Source organism: Streptomyces sp. NPDC048172 (genome assembly GCF_043202595.1).
GTDB lineage: Bacteria > Actinomycetota > Actinomycetes > Streptomycetales > Streptomycetaceae > Streptomyces.
Window position 1 is genome coordinate 146882 of the sequence record NZ_JBIDAT010000013.1, and the last position, 18196, is coordinate 165077.

At 72.0% G+C, this 18196-nt stretch carries 14 protein-coding genes and 1 pseudogene; 12 read left to right on the forward strand and 3 right to left on the reverse strand.

Annotated features, from left to right (window positions below; all coding sequences use genetic code 11):
• Positions 1-26: 26 nt before the first annotated feature.
• The 11 genes and pseudogenes from ACGF3A_RS40210 (at position 27) to ACGF3A_RS40260 (ending at position 12488) form a co-directional block, all read left to right on the forward strand.
• Positions 27-956, forward strand: a complete 930-nt coding sequence (locus ACGF3A_RS40210; RefSeq protein WP_393735522.1) for a universal stress protein — start codon at positions 27-29, stop codon at positions 954-956.
• Complete coding sequence (locus ACGF3A_RS40215) at positions 953-1447, forward strand: Gmad2 immunoglobulin-like domain-containing protein (protein ID WP_393735524.1); 495 nt, start codon at positions 953-955, stop codon at positions 1445-1447. The genes ACGF3A_RS40210 and ACGF3A_RS40215 overlap by 4 nt, the downstream gene beginning before the upstream one ends.
• A 23-nt stretch (positions 1448-1470) precedes the next feature.
• Positions 1471-1770, forward strand: a pseudogene (locus tag ACGF3A_RS40220) (FAD:protein FMN transferase); the annotation flags it as partial.
• A 76-nt stretch (positions 1771-1846) separates the two neighbouring features.
• Positions 1847-2611, forward strand: coding sequence for a hypothetical protein (locus ACGF3A_RS40225; RefSeq protein WP_393735526.1), 765 nt, complete (start codon positions 1847-1849; stop codon positions 2609-2611).
• 354 nt (positions 2612-2965) lie between these two features.
• Entirely contained in the window at positions 2966-3391 is a 426-nt protein-coding gene (locus ACGF3A_RS40230; RefSeq protein WP_393735528.1) for a hypothetical protein, read from the forward strand.
• A 74-nt stretch (positions 3392-3465) separates the two neighbouring features.
• A complete protein-coding gene (locus ACGF3A_RS40235; RefSeq protein WP_393735530.1) occupies positions 3466-6117 on the forward strand; it encodes a tetratricopeptide repeat protein in 2652 nt (883 codons plus the stop codon).
• A gap of 86 nt (positions 6118-6203) precedes the next feature.
• Entirely contained in the window at positions 6204-6566 is a 363-nt protein-coding gene (locus ACGF3A_RS40240; protein WP_393735532.1) for a hypothetical protein, read from the forward strand.
• A gap of 540 nt (positions 6567-7106) precedes the next feature.
• Positions 7107-8684 carry a phytoene desaturase family protein gene (locus ACGF3A_RS40245; RefSeq protein WP_393735671.1) on the forward strand — a complete coding sequence of 526 codons (1578 nt, stop codon included), beginning with the start codon at positions 7107-7109 and terminating at the stop codon, positions 8682-8684.
• 291 nt (positions 8685-8975) lie between these two features.
• Positions 8976-10634, forward strand: coding sequence for a nitrilase-related carbon-nitrogen hydrolase (locus ACGF3A_RS40250; RefSeq protein ID WP_393735535.1), 1659 nt, complete (start codon positions 8976-8978; stop codon positions 10632-10634).
• A gap of 50 nt (positions 10635-10684) precedes the next feature.
• On the forward strand, positions 10685-11821 hold the full coding sequence (locus ACGF3A_RS40255; RefSeq protein ID WP_393735537.1) for a sensor histidine kinase: 1137 nt from the start codon (positions 10685-10687) through the stop codon (positions 11819-11821).
• Positions 11814-12488, forward strand: coding sequence for a response regulator (locus ACGF3A_RS40260; RefSeq protein ID WP_393735539.1), 675 nt, complete (start codon positions 11814-11816; stop codon positions 12486-12488). The genes ACGF3A_RS40255 and ACGF3A_RS40260 overlap by 8 nt, the downstream gene beginning before the upstream one ends.
• Positions 12489-12646: 158 nt before the next feature.
• On the opposite strand, the gene ACGF3A_RS40265 is transcribed toward ACGF3A_RS40260, so the two are convergent.
• Together ACGF3A_RS40265 and ACGF3A_RS40270 are read right to left on the reverse strand one after the other, a co-directional pair.
• Positions 12647-13240 (reverse strand): hypothetical protein, encoded by a 594-nt coding sequence (locus tag ACGF3A_RS40265; RefSeq protein WP_393735541.1) that lies wholly within the window; start codon positions 13238-13240, stop codon positions 12647-12649.
• A 216-nt stretch (positions 13241-13456) separates the two neighbouring features.
• Positions 13457-14713 carry an amidohydrolase gene (locus tag ACGF3A_RS40270; protein WP_393735543.1) on the reverse strand — a complete coding sequence of 419 codons (1257 nt, stop codon included), beginning with the start codon at positions 14711-14713 and terminating at the stop codon, positions 13457-13459.
• A gap of 248 nt (positions 14714-14961) precedes the next feature.
• Between ACGF3A_RS40270 and ACGF3A_RS40275 the strand changes: the two genes are divergently transcribed.
• A complete protein-coding gene (locus ACGF3A_RS40275; protein ID WP_393735545.1) occupies positions 14962-16497 on the forward strand; it encodes an ABC transporter substrate-binding protein in 1536 nt (511 codons plus the stop codon).
• 60 nt (positions 16498-16557) lie between these two features.
• On the opposite strand, the gene ACGF3A_RS40280 is transcribed toward ACGF3A_RS40275, so the two are convergent.
• Positions 16558-18168, reverse strand: coding sequence for a family 20 glycosylhydrolase (locus ACGF3A_RS40280; protein ID WP_393735547.1), 1611 nt, complete (start codon positions 18166-18168; stop codon positions 16558-16560).
• Positions 18169-18196: the final 28 nt, after the last annotated feature.

The window sequence follows — 18196 nt, forward strand, 5'->3', positions numbered from 1 at the left end:
GTGGGCGCAGAGAGGTGGTGGGGGAGATGGAGCCTCGCCTGATCGTCGGCATCGACGGGTCGGAATCCAGCCTGCCCGCCCTGGACTGGGCGGCCGATGAAGCGGAACGCCAGGGTGTGCCCCTGGTTCTGGTGCACGCGTGGTCGTGGTCGAGGAACGCGGGACATCCGCCGGGCCACACCCCGGTGCGTGGGGGCCGTGAGCCCGCGTACGACGCGGTGGCGGAGGACGCGATGCGCCGGGCCCGGGACCGGCGCCCCGGCCTGGACGTACGGCTGAACCTGTCGCCCGAGGGGCCCGTGGCGGCGCTGGTGGAGGAGAGCCCCGGCGCCCTGGCCGTGGTGACCGGCACCCGGGACCACGGCGAACTCGTCTCCCTGCTGCGCGGGTCGGTCAGCCGGGCGGTCGCCGCGTACAGCCACTGCCCGGTCGTCGTGGTGCGCGGCCTGGAGGCCAACAGGGCGGGCGATGCGGGGCTGGTGACGGTCGGGATCGGGGACGTACCGAGGGCCCGGGGGCAGGCGGGGGCGGTGGCGTTCGCGCTGCGGGACGCCGAGGCGCGGCACTGCCCCGTGCGTGCGCTGCGTGCCTGGCGCTGCCCCGCGCACGAACCCGTGGACCATCCCCCGGCGCTGGGGTACGCGGCCCACACCCACGAGTCGCGGGCCCGCGCGGATCTCGGCGACGTGCTGCGGGCCCACGAGGGCCGGACCGGCGCCGAGGTGCGAGGGGAGACGGCGGAGGGCCGGACGGGGGACGTGCTGCTCCAGGCCACGGCCAAGTCCGACCTGCTCGTCGTCGGCATCCACCGCCCCCACCGGCACCTGGGCCCGCGCCTGAGCGCGGTCCACCACGCGCTGCTGCACCACGCGGACTGCCCGGTCGCCTTCGTACCGGAACACGAGCCGGAACACGTACCGGGGCACGAGTCGGAACACGATGAGGAGGAGCGATGACCAACCGCATCGACCAGCCACGGCCCTTCGACCTGGTCGGCGACCCGGTTCTCGTCGCGGGCGTGGGGAACGGCTTCGAGGCCACCGTCAACTACCGGGTGGGGGAGGGGCACGACGAGGTGACCGGCCACTTCATGACGGGCGGCGGCAGCGGCGAGCACGGCGGCTTCCAGCTCCGGATCGACGTGAGCGGCGCGGCCTTCACGCTGGACCGGCTGCTCGTGCAGATCTTCTCCGTCAGCCCGGAGGACGGCCGGGAGATGCACGTCGTGACCGTCCCCGTGCTCTACGGGCCCCGCATCGTGCCCGGGTACTTCGGCTTCCGCGAACACAGGGTGACGCCGGGCGAGACCCTCTCCCGTATCGCCGAGGCGCACTACGGGGATTCCTCGCTCTACCCGCGCCTGGTGCGCGCCAACCCCGACCGCATCGACGACCCGGACCTGATCTTCCCGGGGCAGGTGCTGCGGGTACCGGTCGGCACGGAGTGAATCCGAGGCGGCGACGGTCCGCGTGCGTCAACGGCGGCGGCGACCTCCAGCTGCGCGGTCATGCCGCCCCCGGCACACCGTGGCGCGTCGGCATCGCCCACCCGCTGCGCCCGGGCCGCCTGCTCACCGTCGTCACCGCCCACCACGACCTCACCGTCGTCGGCCCCGGGCTCACGCTCACCGACGCCTACGCGACCGCCGCGTGCGCCCGGGGCGAGGGCGCGCAGGCGTGGATCGAGACGCTGAACGGCTACGCGGGCCTGGCGGTCCTGCCCGACGGACGGGAATGGCGCACCCCAGGATTCGGCCGCTACGGGGTGTGAGCCGCGCCGTGGGGTTCCCCCTGATTGGCCAGTCGGCCTCATCCGATACACAGGGTGCCGGGCCTATCCTGCGGCCATGGAGGACTCCGAGCGCGTATCCCCCGAGGACGAGGCGCGTATCCGCTACGCGGGGACGGTGCTGGCGCTCATCGACAGACTGCTCGGCATGGTGCCCGTGACCCCCGCCAAGGAGCGGGGCGGCGAACTGCTCGCCTCCGCCGAAGCCGTCCTACGCCAGGCCACCGGCCTGTGCGCCGACGCGGTGATCGCCGAGCGCGAGCGCGAGGTGTCGTACGCCGAACTGGCGCGGGTCGCGGGCATCTCCGAGGCGGCGGCCAGGGAGCGCTGGGAACGTCACGTGGACGCCTGGGCCGCCAACGGCCGCAGCTGTGTCGGCCCGGACTCGCCCGAGACCCCGCTGCGACGCGCCGCCACGTACGACGCCTGGTACGCGGAGCTGCGGCCGCACGGCCCCCCACGCGCCGTCACCGCGGGTCTGGAGGCGTTCCGCGCACCCGACGCGGCCCGAGAGGAGCGCCCGCACCCCGCCCACGCGGACGAGCTCCACCGTCGCGTCACCGTTCTCCTCTCGGAGGACAGGGCACGGGCCCGCGAGTACGAGCGCCTCAAGGACGCCGACGCCCCCGAGGCCATGGCGGCCAACCGCCTCCAGGCCGCCGAGGCACACGACGCCCTCGCCGCACTCTTCGACGAGCTGCGGCCACTGGAGCCCTCGCTGACCGAGGAACACCGCGACACCGCCGAACGACACCGCGCCTACGCCGCCCACTCCCGGGACCACGCCCGCCTGCTCGCGGAGACGCGGTCGGCAGACGGATAGACGCCCCACGGCCCGTGCCGCACCTGGCCCTGGGGTCATCCGGCAGTCCTCGCGCCGCTGTCCGCCAGAGGCGGAGAAGCGTCGTCGCGTACGGCCTCGCCCTGCCTTGCTGCTGTCGAGGGACCCAGCCGTAGGTTGAACTCACGTTCGGGAACGCTTGCCCTGGAGTTGGTGGTGCTGCAGCCGAGACCGAGCTTCCTTCTCGGTGAGACCGAGGGCGGTAGCTATCGTCGCCCACGACAGCTCACCGGCCTCCGGGACTGTTCGGTCCGCGTTCGATGCCCTTCGGCCTATGGCTCCGGGGGCGGGCGAGCCTCACGCTGGCGAGGTAGGACAGCGTGGTGGGGGTACGGGATGGACCCGGTGACGATGGCGGCGGGGTCGGCGCTGGTGGCGGCGATGGCCACGGATGCGTGGCAGCAGGCCCGGGACGGCATGGTCGCCCTGTGGCGGCGGATCCACCCGGAGCGGGCCGAGCAGATCAGCGGTGAGCTGGAGACGCTGCGCGGGCAGGTTCTCCAGGCCCGAGAGGACCACGATCCCGACACCGAGCAGTCGTTGGAAGGCGTGTGGCGGCTGCAGTTGCAGATGCTGCTGCAGCGGGATCCGCAGGCGGCCGGTGCCTTGCGTCGCGTGCTGGACGAGCAGCTTGCCCCGGTCCTGAACCAGGGCGAGCGTGAGCGGGCGTATTCCGTCATCCAGAACACCACCGTCAGCGGCGGAACGAGCTACGTCGCGGGCCGGGACATCCGCCAAGAGCCGCCAACCCCAAAAGACTGAAGCCGCCCGACCGGGCCCCCTCCGCTGCCCAGGTCGAGCAGCACGGCACGGCCAGCGGACCGGGGGAAGTGAACATGCCCGCCCGCGACATGTTCCGGACGACGGTGCACGAGGCGTCGCCGCCCGCACGGCCGGTGGTCACCCACGGCCTGCCCCAGGACATCGCGGGGTTCACCGGTCGCGAGGACGAGCTGGAACGCTTGCTGGCTGCGGCGTCCCCGGGCCGGGCGATGAACGTCCACACCGTCGACGGAATGCCGGGGACGGGCAAGACTGCCCTGGTCACCCGTGCCGCGCACCTGCTCGCCGGGCACTTTCCGGACGGGCAGTTCTTCCATGACCTGCATGCCCACAGCCCCGGCCTGCCCTCCGCACGCCCCGTCGACGTGCTGGCCGTGCTCCTGACGGATCTGGGCATCGACCCCCGCAACCTGCCACCGACCCTGGAGGGCCGCTCCCATCTGTGGCGTGACCGGCTCGCGGGCAAGCGGGTGCTGCTGGTGCTGGACGACGCCGCCGGTCACGCCCAGATCGAGCCCCTCCTGCCCGGCAGCAGTCCCGGCTGTCTGACCCTGGTCACCAGCCGCCGCCGTCTGATCGCCCTGGACGGGGCCGCCCCTCTCTCCCTCGACCCGCTCCTCCCCGGCGAAGCCGCCGACCTGTTCACCGGCCGCTGCCACCGCACCCCCACCGGCGGCGAGAAGGAAGCGGTCGCCGAACTGGTGCGGCTGTGCGGATATCTGCCGCTGGCGATCGTCCTGCTCGCGGGCCGCCTGCGGCACAGGGCCAGGTGGCCCCTCACGCGGTTCGCCACCGAGTTCGCCGAGGCACAGGACCGGCTGGGCGAGCTCGTGGGGGAAAGCCGCGCGGTCTACACCGCCTTCGCTCTCTCCTACAAGGAGCTGCCCGAGGACCAGCGGCGCCTGTTCCGTCGCATCGGCCTGCACCCCGGCCCCGACCTCGACGCCTACGCCGCGGCCGCCCTGGACGACGCACCGCTCACCGCCACCCGGCGCCGCCTGGACGCCCTCTACACCGGCCACTTCCTGGAGGAACCCGACCTCGGCCGGTACCAGCTCCACGGACTCCTGCGCGCGTACGCCCGTACCCTCACCGCCGACCATGACCCGGCCGATGAGCGCGCCCAGGCCGGCGAACGGCTCCTGGACTATTACCAACACACGACCCAGGCCGCCGACGCTCTGCTGACCGGCAGCCCCCGCCTCGCCACCGCACCGGTCACGCCTCCGTCGGCGGCCCCGGAACTGCGCGACCGGGCCGGTGCCCTGGCATGGATGCGCGCCGAACATGCCAACCTCCTCGCCTCCCTGGAAACCCTCGCGACGGACCAGGCGCCCCGGACGGTCGGTCTCACGGCTGCCATGGCCGCCTTTCTGTTCCAGGAGGGACCCTTGCCTCAAGCCGCCGCTCTCCACCAGCGCGCCGTAGCCGCGGCCCGGCACCTCGACGACACCTCCGGCGAAGCCCACGCCCTCAACGATCTCGGCCGCGTGCGGAGCCAAACGGACAACCTCACGGAGGCGATCCGTCTCCACGAACAGGCCCTGGCCCTGTTCGAGGGACTCGGCGACCGGCTGGGGCAGGCCCGCGCCCTCAACGAGCTGGGGCGCGTGCGGAATCAGTCCGACGAGTACGCGGTGGCGGCCCGGCTCCTGCAGCGGGCCCTGAGCCTGTTCGAGGGACTCGGCGACCGGCTGGGGCAAGCCGGCGCTCTCCACGTCTTGAGCAGAGTCCGGTGCGTGACGGGCGATTTCGGGGAGGCGGCTCGACTCATGGAGCGTGTCCTGGACCTTCACGAGGCCCTCGGTGACGGGTTGGGATGGGCCCGTGCCCTCGGCGAACTGGGCCGCGTGCGGTGCCTTATGCGTGAGTTCGAAGTGGGGGTCCCGCTCCTGGAGCAGTCCCTGAGCCTGTTCGAGGATCTCGGCGACCGGTTGGCGCAGGCCGGAGCCCTGCACAACCTGGGCACCGCTCACCACCTGATCGGTCAGTACGTGGAATCGGCCCGGCTTCTGGAGCAGGCCAGGGACCGGTTCGAGGGGCTCGGGGCCTGGCTGTCGCGGGCCCATGTCCTCAACGAGCTGGGCCGTGTGCGGGATCTGATGGGCGACTACGCGGAGGCTGCCCGGACCCTGGAACTGTCCCTGAGCCTGCACGAGGCTCTCGGATACCGGAGAGGACAGTCCAACGCCCTCTGGGCCCTGGGCCGCGTGCGGTACCGGACCGGCGATCACGCGGAGGCGGCGCGGCTCCTGCAGCAGGCCCTGGACCGGTTCGGGGACCTCGGAGTCCGGCTGGGACGGGCCCACGCCCTCAACGACCTCGGCCGCGTGCGGTACCTGACCCATGACTTCGCAGAGGCGACCCGACTCCTGGACCAGGCCCTGAGCCTGTTCCAGGAGGGTGGCGATCCGCAAGGAGAGGCCAACGCGCTGAACAACATCGGGGCGCTGCTGGCCGACTCCCGTGGACCGAATGCGGCCCTCCCCCTGTTCCGGCAGGCCTGTGAGCTGGCACGCCGGGTCCGTAGCCCGCTGGAGGAGGCGCGGGCGCTCGAAGGGGCCGCCCGGTGCCACGCTCGTACCGGCGACCGCGTGACCGCACTGGCAGAACTGCGCGAAGCCGTCACCCTCTACCGGCGCATCGACGCAGCCGAAGCAACAGCCGCAACCGCATACCTGACCAGCCTGAGGCCTGAGGCCTGAGGCCTGAGGGCGGAAGACACCGGTAGCGAGGAGGGGTCTGGGGCACCGACGACAGCCAGGCCCTTGCGCTGTTCGAAAACGACAGCATGGACGACCCGTTCGGCACACTCGGCCTCAAAGGGGCAGACCCCCACCTGCTCCTCGGAACCGTCGAAGCCCACCTGACAGGAGTGCCCGAGGAGCAAGTGGAAGCCGACCCCCGCTTCTGCCAACTGCTCAACGCCCCGGCGCACGAAGGGCCCTGGCTCTTCTCGCTCACGGACGCACTCCGTGACGCCCTTGCGGCGGCCACCCCGGAGCGCCAGCTGGAAGCCGCCACCGCGTGGACCCACACGGAGGACGGTGGCGGGCAGGACCCACAGCTCTTGGCCGACTTCCTGGAACGCCTCGGCGAACTCGCCCGCGACGCCGGGCCGCAGCGACGTCTGTACTGCGGCATGTCCTTGTAGAGAACCACCCATCGGGAACAAGGCCAACGGGTCCCCGGATCGCCGCCCTCCCGGGAGACGATGAGTGGGAGGCGCCCCGCACGGATCCCGACTCCCCGGGGAACACCGCAGTGGACCGAAGGGCCGCCTGAGAGCTTCCGACCTCGGGGTCTTCATGAAGGCGGCAGGCAGGCTATAGCCTCATGCCGCCCCAGCACATCGGCCGGGTCGAGGAAGCGCCCGCCCAGTTCGTGCGGGCGATCCCGAGCAGGGTGTAGGCGTCCCAGGGAACGAGGAAGACCTCCACTCCGTACGCGCTGCCGCGGTGCTCGCCGAGCGTGGCTGCCGTCGATCTCGGGCAGCGTGATGTCGAGCGACCGTGACAGCCGGCGTCGACGATCCGATCTCCCCCTGCGCGCCGGGTACGGGACGTACCGTCGGGGGGTGGACAACCGTGAAGAAAGCCGTGAGTTCCTCACTCCGCCGTCGGCCGAGGTCCCCCCGGAGCGGGCCAGGCCGCGGGCCGGGCCGCGCGCAGGGGCCCGCCGCCGTGCCCCGCGCGTGGGCGGGTCGGCGGAATTCCCCCGGGACGTCTATGACGCCGTCATCGTCGGCGGCGGTCACAACGGTCTTGTCGCGGCCGCGTATCTCGCGCGGGCGGGCCGCTCCGTGCTCGTTCTCGAACGTCTCGACGGTACGGGCGGTGCCGCCGTGTCCACGCGGACCTTCGCCGGGGTGGACGCGCGGCTGTCCCGCTACTCGTACCTCGTCTCGCTGCTGCCGTCGAAGATCGTCGACGATCTCGGGCTGCGCTTCCGCGTCAGGAAGCGCTCCGTGTCCTCCTACACCCCCACCGTGCGCGACGGCCGCGCCACGGGGCTGCTTGTCGGAGGCGGGGAGGAGCGGACCAGGGCCTCGTTCCGGGCCCTCACCGGGTCGGACTCCGAGTACGAGGCGTGGCGGGACTTCTACGCCATGACGGGACGTGTCGCCGAGCGCGTCTTCCCCACGCTCACCGAGCCGTTGCCCACCCGTGAGGCGCTGCGTGCGCGCATCGGTGACGAGGGCGCGTGGCGCATGCTCTTCGAGGAGCCGCTGGGCGTCGCCGTCGAGGAGCGCTTCCGCGACGATCTCGTACGAGGGGTCGTCCTCACGGACGCCCTCATCGGCACCTTCAGCGACGCCCACGACGCCTCTCTCGCGCAGAACGCCTGCTTCCTCTACCACGTGATCGGCGGGGGCACGGGCGACTGGGACGTCCCTGTCGGCGGCATGGGCGCCCTCACCGACGCGCTGGCCGACGCGGCGCGGGCGGCGGGAGCCGACATCGCCACCGGCCACGAGGTCCTGCGCATCGACCCCGACGATCCCCACGCGGAAGTGACCTGGCGCGCGCGTACGGGGGAGGAGGGCACCGTCGCCGCCCGCGACGTCCTGGTGAACGCCTCCCCGCAGGCGCTCGCGGAACTCGTCGGCGACGAGCCCCCGGCCGAGCGCGCCGAGGGTGCGCAGCTCAAGGTCAACATGCTGCTGAGCCGACTGCCGCGGCTGCGTGACGCCTCGGTCGACCCGCGCGAGGCGTTCTCCGGAACGTTCCACGTCGCCGAGGGCTACGAGCAGCTGGCCCGGGCCCACCGGCAGGCCGCCGGGGGCGCCCTGCCGTCGTCGCCGCCCTCGGAGATCTACTGCCACTCGCTGACCGACCCCTCGATCCTCGCCCCCGAACTGGCGGCCCGGGGCTGTCAGACGCTGACCGTGTTCGGGCTCCACGCCCCCGCGCGGCTGTTCGCGGAGGAGAACGACGCGCAGCGGGAGGCCCTGCTCAGGGCCACCCTCGCGCAACTCGACGAGGTGCTGGACGAGCCGATCGAGGACTGCCTCGCGCGCGACGGGGACGGGCGGCCGTGCATCGAGGCCAAGACCCCGCTCGACCTGGAGCACGCGCTGCGGCTTCCCGGCGGCAACATCTTCCACCGGCCGCTGGTCTTCCCCTTCGCGAACGAGGGGGACGGCACCGGCCGTTGGGGAGTCGGAACGGCCCACCGGAACGTGCTGCTGTGTGGTGCGGGAGCGCCGAGAGGCGGAGGCGTGAGCGGGATCCCCGGCCACAACGCGGCCATGGCCGTGCTGGAACGGTGAGCCCGCGGGCCCCGGCCCGTACTCTCCTCGGACCGCGCGGCGAGCGGCGGACGGTGTCGGCGAGGACGGTGACCAGCGGACGGTGACCAGCCCGGCCTGACGCGAAGGCGGGCCTTCGGCGTATGCGCTCATGTGCGGTCATGAACGTTCTTAATGGAGAGACCCGAACCGAGAGATCCGAACCGAGGGACCCGACCCGAGACCCGTCAGGACCGGTTCCGTGGACCGATGTGGCGGAAGGGGCGCCTTCCTACCTTTGCCGGGACCTTGTTCCTGCTCTGGAGGCACTCCATGTCCGCGCCCCTCGACCCCGGCCCACTGGCCGCCCCCGGACCGCCGCCGGAGAGCCCGCCGCCGGTGAGCACCCCGCCGGTGAGCCCTCCTGCCCCTTCCGACGATGACGGCCACGCGCCTCGAACCCGGCACCGGAGCGCGACGCTCCTGCTCTGGTGGGCACTCGGCGGTGTCCTGCTGCTCGCCGGGCAGCACGGCAACCCCTCGGTGGCCGTCGCCGCCTGGCTCTTCCCGGTGTTCCTGCTGCGGTTCACCCGGCGGGCCCGCATCGGCTGGGCCCTGTTGGGTCTCACCCTCGCTCACGCCGTCGCGGGCGCCGTCTGGATACTCGGCATCCAGCTCCCGGTCGACGGGCCCCCGGTCGACGCGATGGTGGGTTGCGCGCTGCTCAACCTGCTGTTGATCGTGCCCTTCCTGGTGGACCGCGCGCTCGCGGTCCCGCTGCGCGCGCGTCACCCGGTGCTGGCCACGCTGGTGTTCCCGTCCGCGCGCGTGGCGGTGGAACTGGTCGTCGTGCTGATCTCGCCGTTCGGCATCGTGTTCGGCATGCTGGCCTCGTCGCAGCACGAGGTCCTGCCGCTGCTCCAGATCATGTCGGTGACCGGCCTGTACGGCGTGAGCTTCCTGGTCGCGTGGCTCGCTCCCGTGGCCGACGAGGCGTGGCGGCGCCCGCGCCGCCGCCTCGCACCGGCCATCGCCTTCGGCGCCGTACTCGTGACGGTCCTCGCCTACGGGGGCGTCGTCCTCTCGACCGCCCCCGTGGACGCGCCCACGGTGCGGGTGGCCGGTGTCACGCCGTCCAAGTCGCTCGCGGACGCCGCCGACGCCCTGCCCGACGCCGAGTCCGCCGCGCGGGGAAACCCGGCCGTGGTCCGGCGCGCCATGGATCCGGTCCTCGACGACCTGACCAGCAGCACCGGACGGGAGGCGGCGGCGGGCGCGAAGTTCGTGCTGTGGTCCGAGGCCGCCGCCTGGGTGGTCGAGGAGGATCTGCCGTCGCTCTACAAGCGGGTGGGGAAGATCGCCGAGCGGCAGCGGGTGCACGTACTGGTCGCGGTGGCCGTCCTCACCGACGCGGCACCGCATGGGCGCAACATCATCAGTATGATCGGTCCCGAGGGGAACCTGCTCTGGGAGTACGACAAGTCACGGCCGGTTCCCGGGATGGAGCAGATCGATCCGGGCACGGACGATGTGCCCTCGATCAGCACCCAGTACGGAACCATCGCCGGTCTGATCTGCTTCGACCTCGACTTCCCGGAGGCCGCCGTCAACGCCGACACCGTTCTGGTCCCCGCCTCGGACTGGCGCGGCTTCGACCGTCTGCACACCGAGAAGGCCCGGCTGCGCGCCATCGAGTACGGCTACTCGGTCGTGCGGCAGGACGCGCACGGACTGGCCGCCACCTTCGATCCGCAGGGCCGACAGCTCGCGAGCTCGAACTGGTTCAGCACCGGCCAGCAGACCATGGTGGCCGAGGTGCCGACGGAGGGACGACGCTCCGTCTACGCCCGGGTGGGCGACGCGTTCGGATGGGCCTGCGTCGGGCTGCTGTGCGTGCTCACCCTCCTGGGAACGTCCCGACGCCTCACCCGGCGACGAGAGGACGGCGCACGTCGACCGGCCACCGCGAACTCACCACGGCTCCGGCTCTGATGCCCGACCGTTCACCTTCCGTCGCACCCTCCGCCACGCTGCCGGTCGACGTGACCACGTACAGCGTGCTCGTGGTCATGGGCACCCTCGGCGTGCTCGGAATCCACGACTGGGCGCAGCGCGGTCTGGCGATCGCGCTGTGCCTGGGCTTCGCGGCACTGCACGCCGCGAGCTGGTCCCGGTCCCGTCCGGACCGGCAGTGGAGGCTGATCCTCGGCTGCCAGACCGGGCTGGTCGCGGCCCTCAGCGTCCTGCACTCCGCCGACTACGAGACCTTCGGATTCCTGCTGTACGTGCTCAGCGTGCACGTCGGGCTGCTGTTCGGTCCACGGGAGGCCGCCGCCTGGACCTTCGGCTTCTGGCTGGTGACCGTCGCGAGCCTGCTGTGGCACCAGGCCACGAACGGCATGTTCGGCATGGTCTTCGCCCTCGGCGTCTTCCCGCTCTGCGGGGTGCTGGGACACGCTTTGCGGGAGATGGCACGGGCGAAGGCGGACAGCGAGGTGGCCCTGGACCGGCTGCGCGCCGCACAGGCCCGCATCGAGGAGCTCGCGGTCGCTGAGGAACGCCACCGTCTCGCTCATGACCTGCACGACAGCGTGAAGCAGCAGGTGTTCGCCACCACGATGCAGCTCGGCGCCGCGCGGGCGATGCTCGACGGCGACCCGGCCGCGGCGCGTGCCGCGCTCGACGAGGCGGAGACGTCCTCGCGGCAGGCGGCGGCGGAGCTCAACCTGGTGATCCAGGCGCTGCGTCCCCTCGACCTCGCCGAGCACGGCCTTCCCGAGACTCTTCGCAAGCACGCTCGGGACTGGGAGCGACGCAGCGGCATGCGGGTCAGGGTGCGCGTCGACGGAGAGCGGCCCGCGGCCCCGGCCACCGAGGAGACGGTGCTCCGGGTCGCCCAGGAGGCACTGGCGAACGCGGCACGGCACAGCGGCGCCGAACGGGTCGACGTGACGCTCGACTACGAGCCGTCGGCGGTCCGGCTGCGGATCGTCGACGACGGCGACGGGTTCCGGCCCGCCCAGGTCGTTGGGGGCGTTGGGGGCGTTGGGGGCGTCGGGGGCGTCGGACTGGAGTCCATGCGCGACCGGGTCCGCCGCCTCGGCGGCAGATTCACGGTCCGCAGCGCGCCGGGGCAGGGAACGACCGTGAACGTCGTGCTGGAGGAGCACCATGACTGAGACAGACCGCGATCCCATCTCGGTGATCCTGATCGACGACCACCACGTGGTGCGCCGGGGCGTCGCGGCGTTCCTCTCCACCCAGTCCGACATCGACGTGGTCGGCGAGGCGGCGAACGGCGCGGAGGGCGTCGCTCTCGTGGAACGTGTGCGGCCCGACGTCGCCCTCGTGGACCTGGCCATGGACGGCATGTCGGGAGTCGAGGCGACCCGCGCCATCGTCCGCGGGGACGCCGGGACCCGCGTCGTCATCCTGACCTCCTTCGACGACGACGCGAGCATCTTCCCCGCGCTGCGCGCCGGTGCGATGTCGTACGTGCTCAAGGACATCGGCTCCGAAGCCCTCGCTGACGCGATCCGCCGGACGGCGGAGGGCGACGCCGTGCTCCACCCGCGCGTGGCGCGCCGGGTGGTCCGCGAACTCGGCGGCGGACGCGACCGGACCACCAAGCTGCTCGACCAGCTCACCGACCGTGAGCTGGAGGTGCTGGGACTGGTGGCGGCCGGACTGCCGAACGCGGCCATCGCGCGGCGGCTGTTCCTGAGCGAGAAGACGGTGAAGGGCCACGTCAGCAGCACCCTGAGCAAGCTCGGACTCCGCGACCGCACACAGGCGGCCGCCTTCGCCTGGCGCAATGGCCTCGCCATCCCCGACGACGATGCCTGACCCGTCAGAAGGGATCTGCCCTGCCCCGTCGACCAGGCTCCGTCGACCGGCGCGTGGCGCGCGTACCGACCGAGGAGTGACGACCCGCCCGGGAGGACCAGCTGAGCACGTCGCCGGACCTGGCGGACCCGTCGGACCGGCCGAGTGCCGTCTACTCGTCACCCGAAGGGGTCCATGAGGTCCAGCCAGGAGCCTGGGTCGTCGTTGCCGGCGGGGCGGGGCCGCGGCGGGCGCGGTTCCGGGTAGGTCTCCGCCGCGGCCCTCGCGCGGACGATGTCGGGCCCGCCGCACGCCTCGACCGCGAAGGCGCCGAAGACCTTGGCGAACGCCGCCGGGTCGCGGAACTCCACGCCGAACGCCTGGCCGTCGAGCAGCGGCACCCACACCACCCGCTCGACACGTGCCCACTCCTGAACCGGCCGGGTGTCCAAGGTTGACCGCCCCTCCAGCCACAGCCGAGCCACGTGCAGCAGGTTCACCTTCTCCATCGGCAGCCGCTTGCGCCGCACCCGCAGTTCACGCGCCGTCAGCTCGACACGCTGATCCTTCTTCGGGTACCACACGACGCCGATCCCGAACGGCACCCACAGCACGATCCCGATCACCGGCCAGACCAATGCGTCGCCCCATGACCGGATCAGTCCGCCGTCCAGCAGGTACAGGACCCCGAAGACCAGAGCCCACTTCGCCGTCATCCGCCAGAATCCGGTGCCCTGCCGGTACAGGACCCGTCGCTTCCCCGTCATGGCCATGCCCACACGCTACCGGCGGCCACCTCCGACAGGACGCAGACGGACCGGTTTGAAGGGCTTCTGGTTCCGGGCTCCTTCGCTCCAACTCTCCCCGCTGCGCCCGCGACGTCGAAGCGGCGCGGATGCAGGCCGAGTTGGACGAGTTGGACGAGGTGGTCTGATCTCGGACGAGGCCGCCGCAGGGAGTGCGTGAGGCCCGGCGGTGGCCGGAGTGCTTCAGCTCTCCCGGTGGAGCCAGGTGCGCGCTGCGACCACCAGCGCCTCCACGCCGGTGTCGAGCGTGGGCTCGACGACCGGGGCGAAGAACGGGGAGTGGTTGCTCGGGAGCTCGTCCGCGCGGCCTTCCTCGATCGCTGCGAGTGTCGGTTCGGGGGACAGGCCGCCCCAGAACCAGAAGACCGTCGGGGCACCGAGCGCCTCGCCGAACACGCCGACGTCCTCGCTGGCGTTGACCGGCGGCATCCTCAGGATCCGCTGCTCGTCGAAGTGCGCGGAGAAGGCGGCCATCGTGGTCTCGGTTGCTTCGGGCTGGTTGACGAGTGCGGGGGTCTGCCCGTACCACCGCAGTTCGGGTTCGCGGACGGTGGCGCCAGCCGTCGCTTCCGCGTGGACGACGCGTTCGACGGCTGCGTGGATCAGATTGCGGACCTGTGGGGTGTAGGTGCGGATGTTGATCCCGAGTTCGGCCTGGTCGGGAATGATGTTGCTCTTGACCCCGGCCTGGAGGCGGCCGACGGTGACCACCGCGGTCTCCGACGGCGGGACCTCGCGGGCGACGATGCCCTGGAGCCGGGTGACGACGTGTGCGGCCGTCACCACCGGGTCGACGGCCGCCTCGGGGCGGGAGCCGTGGCCGCCCCGGCCGTGCAGGGTGACGTCGAGGGAGTCGCCGGCCGCCATGACCGGCCCCGTGCCGTATCCGATGAAGCCCGCGGGCAGCGGCGCCACGTGCTGGCCCAGTACGACGCACGGTTCGGGGAACTGCTCGAAGAGGCCGTCGTCGATCATCCCCTGTGCGCCGACGCCGAGTTCCTCCGCGGGCTGGAAGACGACCAGCAGCGTCCCCGACCATGTCTCGCGCGCCTGGGAGAGCAGTGTCGCCGCCCCGACGAGGCAGGTGGCATGCATGTCGTGACCGCACGCGTGCATCACGGGGACCTCGCGGCCCTCGTGGTCCACGGCGCGGACCGTGCTCGCGTACGGCAATCCCGTCTTCTCCTCGACGGGCAGCGCGTCGAAGTCGGCGCGGAGCATGACCACGGGGCCGTCGCCGTTGCGCAGCACGCCGACGACGCCGGTGGTGCCGACCTGCTCCGCGACCTCGTCGAAGCCGGCGTCCCGCAGCCGCTGGGCGAGAAGCCCGGCCGTCCTGGTCTCCTGGAGGGAGAGTTCCGGATGGCGGTGCAGATCCTGGTAGAGGGCGACCAGGTCTTCCCGGATGTCCGCCAGCCCCTCGATCGCCGATTGCCTCATCGACCTGCCTCTCTGCCGCCCCGTACATGACCACCAAAACCATAAGCTGCATGGTTTTTGAGATCAACGGGCGCCCGGTCCGTGTCGCCCGAGCCGCACGCGCATGGCGTGCGATGCATTGACGCCCAGAAACCGAACACATTACGGTTTTCGCTGTCGAGGGGCGGCGTCGCCCGGTCTCCGCTGCGTGACGCGGCCCTCAGTGTCCAGCCGGCGCCTTGCGTTCCGGCCCTCCAGACGGAGAAAACATGAACAGGTATGCCACTCGGCTCGGGGCGTCGGTGACCGGCGTCGCCGCGGCGGCACTGGTCCTCGCGGGATGCGGCGGCGGAAGCGGGTCTTCGGCGAACGGCGGGTCCGAGCTGGACATCGCCACCATGACCAGCGCCCAGAGTCTGGATCCGGCCGACGCGATCGGCGGTGCCCTGCCGTACTTCCAGGCGGTGTACGACACGCTGATCAAGCGGGCGCCCGACGGCACCCTGAAGCCCATGCTCGCCACCAAGTGGTCCTACGACGAGAAGCGCACGCGGCTCTCCCTGACGCTGCGCAAAGGCGTGAAGTTCGCCGACGGGACGCCATTCGACGCCGAGGCGGTCAAGGCCAACCTCAAGCACTTCAAGGGCGGAGGCGGCGGCGCCGCGAAGTATCTGAACGCGCTCAAGAGCGTGAAGGTCGTCGACGCCTTCCACGTCGAGCTGGAGCTGTCGGCTCCCGAACCGGCCCTGCTGTTCCATCTGAGCGACGCCGCCGGGCTGATGGCCAGTCCGGCCAAGCTCAAGGACGGCTCCCTGAAGACCGTCCCGGAAGGCACGGGGCCGTACACCCTCGACAAGGCCGGGACGGCGGTCGGGAGCAAGTACGTCTTCGAGCGGAAGAAGGACTACTGGGGCAAGGCACTCCCGTACAAGACGCTGAGGATCAGCGTCTTCGACAACGAGACCGCCATCGTCAACGGACTCAAGACCGGGCAGATCGACAGCGCCATCCTCCAGGACGCCAACCAGCAGAAGGCGCTCGCCTCCGACAAGCGGCTGAAGAGGACGGACTTCGCCTTCGACTTCCAGGGGCTGCTGCTCTTCGACCGCGACGGCAAGCGGACCCCCGCCCTGCGGGAGGTCAAGGTGCGCCAGGCGATCAACCATGCCCTGGACCGCGAGACCATGCTCGACAAGATCCGCCAGGGCCGAGGAGAGGTCACCGACCAGGTCTTCGGCACGGAGACCAAGGCGTACGACAAGGCCCTGGACTCGCACTACCCGCACGACCCGGCGAAGGCCAGGAAGCTCATGGCGGAGGCGGGTTACGCGAAGGGGTTCACGCTCAAGCTGCCCCGGATCTCCGCGGTCGTCAGCGATGCCCTGGCGTCGTCGATCGCGACCGACCTCAAGGCCGTGGGGATCACGGTGAAGTGGGACCAGCTCGACGGCGGCGCCGCCGTCCAGAAGGTCTACCGGGACCGTGCCTACTCGGCGATGGTGATGAACATCGGGCAGTCCCCGGTCGACTGGGTCACCGCCCAGGAACTCGTCGTGCCCGGAACGTTCAACATGTTCGGCACCCATGACCGGACGGGGAAGAAGCTGCTGGCGCAGATGCAGGCCGGGTCGGGGAAGCAGGCCGCCTCCGCCTCTCGTGCGCTGAACCGGCACCTCGTCGAGCAGGGCTGGTTCGCGCCCCTGTACCGGATGACGTACACGCTGGTGTCCACCGACCAGGTCAAGGTGGTTCCGCAGTCCGGCATGGCCGTCCCGTCCCTCTACAACTACTCGCCCGCCTCCTGACCGTTCCCGGTCCGTACGGCGACGAGGGGCCCGCGTGCCGGGCCCCTCGTCGCGGCGTGCTCACCGCCAGGGAACGTCGGTGGCGGGGAAGTGCGGCAGGCGCCGCTCGCGCCACCAGTGCGCGTGGTGGGCCAGCCGCTGCCGGTACTCGTCCCAGTCCGGTGCCCGCCCGCACCAGGCGGCCTCGGCGACGGACGGCAGGCGGGGCAGGAGCAGCGCGCTCACGTCGTCGAATCCGCCGAGCCGTTCGGCGAACAGCGTCGCCTCGACGCCCGCGATCCGGTCCTCGGGAACGCCGTGTCCGAGTGGCTCCCACTCGGCGGCGTGGCGCACTCCGCGCGGGCGGTAGGAGGGGAAGCCCAGGCCGGCCATGCGGGGCGGGCAGTCGTCAGGGGTGACTCCGGCCTCGTAGGCCCGGTCGAGGTAGAGGTGCGACTGGGGGGACAGCAGGACGTGGCCGCCGTCGGCGAGGGCGCGTGCCACGTCGTCGTCCGACGGTGCGAAGAAGCGCTTCATCGCCGCGATGAGCTCGACGCCGAATCCCGCGGCCACGAGTTCGGGGCGCTCCGCGAGCTCTTCTGCGGTGTCCGGTAGGTCCATCATCTCCACGTCCACCCAGTGCTGGAGGACGTCGCCCGCGGCGACCCCGGCCCGCGACGCCTCCTGCCAGGCCACCGGGGACTTGCCGAACTGCCGCACCAGGTCGCGCAGCGCGCGTACGGAGGCGGCGAAGCTCTCCCCGGTCGCGCCGAGCGCCTCGTCGGCGCCGATGTGCACGTAGGGGCCGTCGGTGAGCGCGCACACGTCGGCGAGCACGGCCGAGACCGCCGTGTGCGTGGCCGGGTCGGTGAGGTCCAGTGGCGGAACGAAGGGGAAGCGGCCCGCGAGGTGGGGCGGCGCGGGAGCGTCCGGCAGCTCGGGGAGAGCCCGGCGCAGTGCGGCGCAGTGCCCCGGCAGGTCGATCTCCGGGACCAGGGTGACGTGGCGCCGACGGGCGTACTCCTGGAGATCCTTGAACTCCGCGACGCTGTAGAAGTCGCGCGACGGGGCGTCCGGCCCCGCGGTGAGCGACGGCAGCGAAGGGATCTCCAGGCGCCACCCCTCGTTGTCGGTGAGGTGCAGATGCACCACGTTGAGCTTGTACAGCGCGGCCACGTCGATCAGGCGACGCACCTCGTGACAGGTGAGGAAGGTGCGGGCCGGGTCGAGCATCAGGCCGCGCCAGGCGAAGCGCGGGGCGTCACGCGCCGTCCGGTGGGGGAGAGCCCCGTCCCGCGGCGTGGTCAGCAGGAGCTGCGCGGCGGTGGTCGCTGCCCGGAACGCGCCCACGGCGGTGCGGGCGCGGCAGGTGATGCCCCCGTCGTGCACCGTGAGTTCGTACGACTCGTCCGGTGGCGGGGCGGAGCCCGTCGGCGCGAGGCCGATCGTCGTCCGGGGGGCGATGGGTGCGTCGTCGTGTGTCAGGCGCAGCACGGGGCCGTCCGCGGGGCCGCTCAGGAGGGTGTCGGCCGGGGCGAGCCGATGGCCCAGGTGAGGGGTCAGCAGTTCGCGCAGGGTGTCCGCCACCGCCTGGAGCGGGGGGTCGGCACGGATGTGCCAGGGGCCGGACGCGGACAGCGTGTGCTCGGGGTGGGCGGTGCTGGAAGCGGGTGCCGGGATGACGGCGTTCAAGAGGGTCCTCCCTGGTCCGGCCGTGCCA